The following is a 1,376-nucleotide window of genomic DNA, read 5'->3' on the forward strand; positions in this document are numbered from 1 at the left end:
CATTATTGCCAGCATTTTGATTAACATCTCCGGAAATATTACCCCCAGCGTTTTGAGTATTGTTAGTATCACCATCTGCTGTTTGATTAATACCTCCTGTGGTTTGGTCTCCACCTGAGTTAATCTCAATATTGGCATCTCCTGCTCCAGCATTTTGATCGATATCTTCTGTTGCGATATCTTCTGTTGCTTGTAACCTTAAGCTTCCTATTGAACCATCAGAGCTGATTTCAATAGCATAGGTTTGAATTGAGCCATCTGTTGCTGCCACATTAATTTCTCCAGCGCTGGTTGTACCAATGGAGCTTAAGTTTCCTGTGCCTACTTCTTCAGCGTTGATGATTATATTGCCACTACTTCCTGCCGGTGCTTGTGTCGTAACGTTGCCTGTATTTACTTGTGCTGTTTGACTCTGAATGGTTAAGTTGCCACTTTCTGTCATGCCAAAGGATGATACATTTCCTAAATTTACGCTTTCTGAGGCATTTATCTCGACGTTTCCTCCTGTTCCTTGGTCTGAGAAGGAATCTATTTCTCCTCCGGTAGCATCAATGTTGCCTGTTTCACTTTCTACTTTGATCCGCCCTCCCTGTTGCATTCCGTCAGAACGAATTCCCTGAAGGTTAATATCTCCAGGACTTCTGAGAGTGATATTTCCTGCTGTACCTTCAGTCGAATAGCTACTGATATTTCCAATGATTTCTATGCTGTTTTGACTGCGACTTTCGATTTCGATGTCACCTCCTTTTTGCATTCCTTCTGAACGAATGCTACCTGTGTGGATGTGACCTTCTGCGTTGAGTGCGACGCTACCTCCTTCTCCTCTTTCTGAAAAGGTTTCTATGGGTTTAGTGGCATTAATTTCTCCTTGTCTGCTGATGATTTCTATATTTCCACCTGTGGTAGGTTTTTCTTGGTTGAGGGCGCTTGCTTCTAGTTTGCCTGTGGTAATATTTCCTGTAGCTTCGATGATGATATCTCCCGAACCATCTGGGGAACGAGAGTTAATTCTGTCGGCGCTGGTATCTATTGTGCTGTTTTTACTGCTGATAATAATGTTTCCTGCTGTTCCTTGGGTCGCTTCTCCTTTAGGAACGGGAATTAGGGTAAAGTTGTTGTTAAATTCTAGTCTTTCTCTGATGAAACCTGATGCTAGGTCTATTTGACCTATTTCTATTGCGCCATCCGCAATAATATTGATGTTTCCGGTGTCGCCGTCGTCGGCACCGGAATATATTCTGGCAGTTGTGGTGTTAATGTTGTTACCTGCTTCAAGAATAATATCTCCCCCTTTACCTCTCCCTATCTCCCCATCTCCCCTACTCCCCCGCTCCCCTACTCCCCCTTTCCCAACTCGCCCGCTCCCCCTCTCTTTT

General features: G+C 43.9%; 1 pseudogene. It reads right to left on the minus strand.

Annotated elements, in window-relative coordinates:
- Positions 1-1,376, minus strand: a pseudogene (locus ACP6PK_RS30325) (CHAT domain-containing protein); the annotation flags it as partial.

The organism is Dapis hubbardiae BLCC-M172 (assembly GCF_050016015.1).
GTDB lineage: Bacteria > Cyanobacteriota > Cyanobacteriia > Cyanobacteriales > Microcoleaceae > Trichodesmium.